The organism is Streptomyces bobili (genome assembly GCF_002154575.1).
Lineage (GTDB): Bacteria > Actinomycetota > Actinomycetes > Streptomycetales > Streptomycetaceae > Streptomyces > Streptomyces bobili.
In genome coordinates, this window is record NZ_MUBA01000742.1 from 1 (window position 1) to 3,691 (window position 3,691).

Consider the following 3,691-nt stretch of genomic DNA (forward strand, 5'->3'; position numbering starts at 1 on the left):
GTCCGGGTGGCGGAATGGCAGACGCGCTAGCTTGAGGTGCTAGTGCCCTTTATCGGGCGTGGGGGTTCAAGTCCCCCCTCGGACACAGAAAGAGTGAGGGCCCTGACCGTCAGGTCGGGGCCCTCACTCGTTGATGTGGGGCATCTCTCCCCGGCCTGAAGATCACCAGGTCACGGTCCCGCCGCGGTCCTCCGGCGGGCCCCGGACGGCCGTCCCGGGTGGCTGACAGATGGGGGCGAGCCTAGCGTCGTACTAAAATTTCCGGCTTGTTACGGGCTGGAGCCGGACAACCCCAGGCAGACCTGCGGGCCCGCCAGCGCCCCGGAGGTTTCCGGGCATGAGACGCGAGGACCCGATGGCAGCCACAGACGAGAGCAGCGCTCTCGGCCTGCTCGACGAAGAGATCCGCGAACAGCTCGGCGACACGGCACGTTTCTCGGGCGGTCCCGCCGCCTCCCCGCGCACCCTCGTCGACATCCTCGACGCGTCCGTGCGCTCGCACCCGGACGAGCCGGCCCTGGACGACGGCTCCGCCGCGCTGACCTACCGGCAGCTGGCCGTCGAGGTCGACCGGCTGCGGCTTCGGCTGGCGGGCGCCGGGGTGGGCCTCGGCGACCGGGTGGGCGTCCGGGTGCCGTCCGGGACCAACGACCTGTACGTCGCGATCCTCGCCGTCCTGGCCGCCGGGGCCGCCTACGTGCCCGTCGACGCGGAGGACCCCGAGGAGCGGGCCGAGCTGGTGTTCGGGGAGGCCGGGGTCAGGGCCGTCGTGGGGGCCGGGCACGAGCTGACCGTCCACGGCCGCTCCGAGGTGCCCGCCGCGCGGCCCGGTGCCGGGCACGACGCGTGGATCATCTTCACCTCCGGCTCCACCGGGAAGCCCAAGGGTGTCGCCGTCAGCCATCGCAGCGCCGCCGCCTTCGTGGACGCCGAGGCCGCCCTGTTCCTCACCGAGGAGCCGATCGGGCCCGGCGACCGGGTGATGGCGGGGCTGTCCGTCGCCTTCGACGCCTCCTGCGAGGAGATGTGGCTGGCCTGGCGGTACGGGGCCTGTCTGGTGCCGGTGCCGCGTGCGCAGGTCAGGAGCGGTGCCGACCTCGGGCCCTGGCTGGTGGAGCAGGAGATCACCGTCGTCTCGACCGTGCCCACGCTGGCAGCGCTCTGGGAGCCGGAAACCCTCAACGACGTCCGCCTGCTGATCTTCGGCGGCGAGGCCTGCCCGCCCGAGCTGGTGCAGCGGCTGGTGACCGAGGGGCGGGAGGTCTGGAACACGTACGGGCCGACCGAGGCGACCGTGGTGGCCTGTGCCTCGCTGATGAGCGGGGCGGAGCCGATCCGGATCGGGCTGCCGCTGCGGGGCTGGGAGCTGGCCGTCGTGGACGAGGCCGGCGAGCCCGTACCGATGGGCGGCACCGGCCAGTTGGTGATCGGCGGGGTCGGCCTCGCCCGGTACCTCGACGCCGAGAAGGACGCGGAGAAGTACGCGCCGCTGGAGTCGCTTGGCTGGGAGCGGGCGTACCGCAGCGGTGACCTCGTGAAGGCGGAGCCCGAGGGGCTGGTCTTCCTCGGGCGGGCCGACGAGCAGATCAAGCTCGGCGGGCGGCGGATCGAGCTGGGCGAGGTCGACGCGGCGCTCCAGGCGCTGCCCGGCGTCGCGGGCGCGGCTGCCGCCGTGCGCACCGCGCGCAGCGGCAACCAGCTCCTCGTCGGCTATGTCGTCACCCAGGAGGGCTGGGACCAGGCCGCGGCCGTGGAGAAGCTGCGCGCCGCGCTGCCCGCCGCGCTGGTGCCGCTCCTGGCGCCGGTGGCCGACCTGCCGACCCGGACGTCGGGCAAGGTCGACCGGGCCGCGCTCCCCTGGCCCCTGGAGGGCCTGGAGACGGGCGGCCCCGCGGAGCGGCTCTACGGCACCGAGGCCTGGCTCGCCGAACAGTGGACGGCGGTCCTCGGCATCCCGGTCGGCGGCGCCCGTGACGACTTCTTCGCGATCGGCGGCAGCAGCCTGGCCGCCGCCCAGCTCACCACGCGGCTGCGCACCCGGTACCCGAGCGCCGCCGTCCTGGACATCTACCAGCAGCCGACGCTGCGCAAGCTGGCCCGGCACCTGGAGAAGTCCGCGCAGGACGACGGTTCCCGGCGCACGGTCGCGCCGGTGCCGCGGCGCGCACAGGTGATCCAGGTCCTGCTGCTCCTGCCCCTGTTCACGCTGTTGGGGCTGCGCTGGACGCTGGTCCTGGCCGCCGCGGGCAACGTGCTGCCCGCGTACGGCTGGCTGCCGACCGCGCCCTGGTGGCTGGTGATCGCGGGCGCCCTGCTGTTCTTCAGCCCGCCGGGCCGGCTCGCGCTCGGCGCGGGCGGGGCGCGGCTGCTGCTGCGGGGTGTGACGGCGGGCCGCCATCCGCGCGGCGGCAGTGTGCATCTGCGGCTGTGGGCCGCCGAGCGGCTCGTCGAGTTCAGCGGGGCCGCCTCGCTGACCGGCTCCTGGCTGGAGCGGTACGCGCGCGCCCTGGGCGCCAAGGTCGGCCCGGACGTGGACCTGCACGCGCTGCCGCCGGTCACCGGTCTGCTCCGGCTGGGCCGGGGCGCGGCCGTGGAGTCCGAGGTGGACCTCTCCGGCTGGTGGCTGGACGGCGACCGGCTGGAGGTCGGGCCGGTCAGGATCGGTGCGCATGCCGTCGTCGGCACGCGCAGCATCCTGTTCCCGGGGTCCCGGGTCGGCAAGCGGGCCGAGGTGGCGCCGGGTTCGGCCGTCACCGGTCAGATCCCGACCGGTCAGCGCTGGGCGGGGGCGCCCGCGGTCAAGCTCGGCAAGGCCAAGCGCAACTGGCCCAAGGAGCGGCCGGCCCGGGGCCGGGCCTGGCGGGCGCTGTACGGGGCCGCCGGCGCCGGGCTGACGCTGCTGCCGGTGCTGGCCGCCGGGGCCGCGCTGCTCGTGGTGTACGCCCTGGTCTCACCGGACGCCCCGCTGCGGGGTGCGGCACTGGCGCTGGTCCCGGCCACGCTCGCCTACGGGCTGACGTACGCGCTGCTGCTTCTGGTCGCCGTGCGGCTGCTGAGTCTGGGGCTGCGGGAGGGTACGCATCCGACGCACAGCCGGATCGGCTGGCAGGCCTGGACGGTCACGCAGTTGATGGACCGCTCGCGCGAGACGCTCTTCCCGCTGTACGCCGGGCTGGCCACGCCGGTCTGGCTGCGGCTGCTGGGGATGCGGATCGGCAAGGGCGCCGAGGTGTCGACCGTCCTGGCGCTGCCCAGCCTGACCACGGTCGGTGAGGGCGCCTTCCTGGCCGACGACACGCTGACCGCGCCGTACGAGCTGGGTGGCGGCTGGATGCGGATCGGGCGGGCGGAGATCGGGCGACGGGCATTCCTCGGGAACTCGGGGATGACCGCGCCTGGGCGGAGCGTGCCGGACGGCGGGCTGGTCGGGGTGCTGTCGGCGACGCCGAAGAAGGCGAAGAAGGGCAGCTCGTATCTGGGGCTGCCGCCGATGAAGCTGCCGCGTGCGGCGGCCGGCGGTGACCAGAGCCGGACGTACGACCCGCCGGCGCGGCTGCTGTGGGCGCGCGGGCTGGTGGAGCTGTGCCGGATCGTGCCGGTGTTCTGCTCGGCCGGTATCGCGGTGCTGACCGTGGCGGCGCTGTGCGCGCTGGGCGGGTGGGCGCCGCTGCTGTCCGGGTTCGTGCTGCTG

At 74.7% G+C, this 3,691-nt stretch carries 1 protein-coding gene and 1 tRNA gene; both read left to right on the forward strand.

The window, feature by feature from the left end:
• Positions 1–85, forward strand: a tRNA-Leu gene (locus BZL64_RS37055).
• Between the two features lie 270 nt (positions 86–355).
• The coding region (locus BZL64_RS37060; protein ID WP_086773392.1) for a Pls/PosA family non-ribosomal peptide synthetase at positions 356–3,691 on the forward strand (3,336 nt) is incomplete at its 3' end.